Origin of the sequence: Mycobacterium angelicum, assembly GCF_002086155.1 — a bacterium.
GTDB classification, from domain to species: domain Bacteria; phylum Actinomycetota; class Actinomycetes; order Mycobacteriales; family Mycobacteriaceae; genus Mycobacterium; species Mycobacterium angelicum.
Genome location: NZ_MVHE01000152.1, coordinates 1 through 2,940 on the forward strand (window position 1 = coordinate 1; position 2,940 = coordinate 2,940).

General features: G+C 64.8%; 2 protein-coding genes. Both read right to left on the bottom strand.

Annotated elements, in window-relative coordinates; genetic code table 11:
• The coding region (locus BST12_RS28595; protein ID WP_139802030.1) for a type I polyketide synthase at positions 1 to 2,515 on the bottom strand (2,515 nt) is incomplete at its 3' end.
• Positions 2,516 to 2,526: 11 nt separating this feature from the next.
• Positions 2,527 to 2,940: acyl carrier protein (locus BST12_RS28600; protein ID WP_170062229.1), on the bottom strand; the 414-nt coding region annotated here is incomplete at its 5' end.

Sequence of the window (2,940 nt, forward strand, 5' to 3'; positions counted from 1 at the left end):
GGGACAACTCGAGGAACGTCTGCGGACCCTGGGCCAGCAGCCCGGTCACGCAGTCGGCGAAGCGCACCGTGTGGCGCAGGTGTCGGGTCCAGTAGTGCGGCGAGGTGAGTTGATCGGGGGTTACCAGTTGTCCGGTGAGGTTGGACAGAACCGGCAGCCGAGGCGGACCGAAAGTCAGACCAGCGGCGATGGCCTCGAATTCGGGCAAGGCCGGGTCCATAGCAGGGGAATGGAACGCATGGCTGACCTTTAGCTGGGTGACTTTGTAGTGCTGGGCGGCGCAGTGGTCGCGCAGTCGGTCAAGTTGGTCGAAGGGCCCCGCGACGACGACTGAGGTGGGGCTGTTGACTGCCGCTAAAGCAGAGCCTGGGTATTGGTCCAGTAACGCCGAAATGTCGTGTTCGCTGGCTTGGATGGCCAGCATCGCCCCTGGGGCGCAGGCTTGCATGAGTCGACCTCGAGCGCTGACCAGCGCCGCGGCGTCAGATAGCGAGAACACCCCAGCGATGTAGGCGGCGGTCAGTTCGCCGATGGAGTGGCCCAGCAGACAGTCCGGGGTGATACCGGCGGAGATCAACGCGGCGTGCATGGCCACGCCGAAGGCGAACAACGCGGGTTGAGCGTAGGCAGTCTGGTGAAGCAGGTCTGCCAATGCGCTGTCGGGGGCGGCGAAGAGGACCTCGCGTAGGCAGACATCGAGGTGGGGATCCAGGGCCGCGCAGACCTCGTCGAGGGTCTCGGCGAAGACGCGGTGCTGAGCGTAAAGATCTGCGCCCATGGCGGGGTATTGGGCGCCTTGGCCGGGCAGGACGAACACGAGTTTGGCGGCCTGGTGGGCCAGGTGATGGCCGGTGAGGCGGGGGTGGGGAAGCCCGGTGCGCAGCGCGTCCAAGGCTGTGAGTAGATCCTGACGGGGGTCGTCGCTGGCCGCGGGTGCGGTGATCGCCGCCCGGTGGGGATGGTGGGTGCGGGTGGTCGCCAGGCTGTAAGCCACCTCGGTCAGATCGAGGTCGGGGTGCTCGGTCAGGTGTTGGTGCAGGCGCTCGGCCGTAGCGGCCAAAGCCGCAGGCGTACGCGCGGAGATCGGCCATATCCGCAGCGCAGGAACAGCTTTCGGGCTAGGTGATGGCGTTGGTGCGGCGGGGGCTTGTTGGACGATCACGTGGGCGTTGGTGCCGCTGATACCGAACGACGACACCGCCGCGGTTCTGGGGTGATCGGTCACCGGCCAGCTGATGGGTTCGGTGAGCAGCCGGACCGTGCCGGCCGACCAGTCCACGTGCGGGGTAGGACGATCCACATGCAGGGTGGGCGGCAACGTCTCGTGCTGCAACGCGGTGATCATCTTGATCAGCCCCGCGGCTCCGGCGGCGGCTTGGGTATGACCCAGGTTGGATTTGATCGATCCCAGCCACAACGGATGATCCGAATCACGTTGTGCGCCATAGGTGGCGATCAGCGCGTCGGCTTCGATCGGGTCGCCCAGCGTGGTGCCGGTGCCGTGAGCCTCGACCACGTCGACTTGGTCGAGCGTGATCCCGGCGTTGGCGACGGCTTGAGCGATGACACGCTGCTGGGCCAGCCCGTTGGGGGCGGTCAGCCCGTTGGAGGCGCCATCTTGATTGACTGCCGAACCCGCGATGACCGCCAGCACCGGATGCTGGTGGCGACGGGCATCACTGAGACGCTCCAGCACCACCACCGCGGCACCCTCACCCCACCCAGTCCCATCGGCGGCGGCGGCAAACGACTTACACCGCCCATCCACGGCCAACCCACGCTGACGGGCGAACTCGGTGAATATCAGCGGGGTGGTCATGATCGTCACACCACCGGCCAGCGCCAGACTGGATTCGCCACTGCGCAGGGATTGACACGCCAAATGAGCGGCGACCAACGACGACGAGCACGCGCTGTCCACCGTGATCGCCGGGCCCTGCAACCCCAACGCATACGCCACCCGCCCCGAGGCCACACTGGTGGCCCCGCCGGTCATCGCATAGCCCTCTACGCCATCAGAGTTGGCGTCGCCGTAGGACTGCGCCCAGGTCCCGGCGAACACCCCGGTATCAGAGCCCACCAACCCCGACGGGTCGATCCCTGCGTGTTCCAACGCTTCCCAACACACCTCCAACAACAGCCGATGCTGAGGATCGATGGCCCGGGCTTCACGCGCAGAGATGCCGAAAAACCCCGCGTCAAAACCGGCCGCATCCGCCAAGAACGCGCCGTGACGGGTGTAGGTCTTACCCACAGCGTCGGGATCAGGATCAAACAACTCCGCCAGATCCCAGCCACGATCTGTCGGAAAAGTCGACATCACGTCGGTGCCGCTGCTGACCATCTCCCACAAATCCGCCGCCGAATCCACGCCACCGGGAAACCGGCATCCCATCCCGACGACCGCGATTGGCTCCGAGGACCTCGCCAGTAGGTTCTTGTTCTGCAGCTTCAGCTGCTCGATCCGTATCAGTGAGCGACGGAGAGCTTCGGTGAGGTCGTCGATTTCACTCATTTGTTCTCGGCCTACTCATCATCGGTCTCGTCGTATAGAGCCATGCTGATGAGCTCATCGCGAGCCATTGTCAAGAGATCCTCTTTACTACGGCTAGGAGCCGAGGATCGTCTGTTGTTCGCCATGTCGCGAAGCATGTCCAGGATCCCGTTCTCAATGAGTTCCTTTTCGGGAATGGTTGCGATGAGACGCTGAATTTCGGTTTCCGGTGCGTTCCGCGCCGGTTTGTCCTCACCGTTACTGAAGAGTCCTTGGGTGAGGTGTTGGGCCAGCGCGCTGGGGGTGGGGTGGTCGAAGATCACGGTGGCGGGCAGGGTCAGGCCGGTGTGTTGGCTTAGCGCGTTGCGCAATTCGAGTGCGGTCAGCGAGTCGATGCCGAGGTCTTTGAAGGTGCGGTCGGGGTCTAGGGCGGCGGGGTCCGGGTG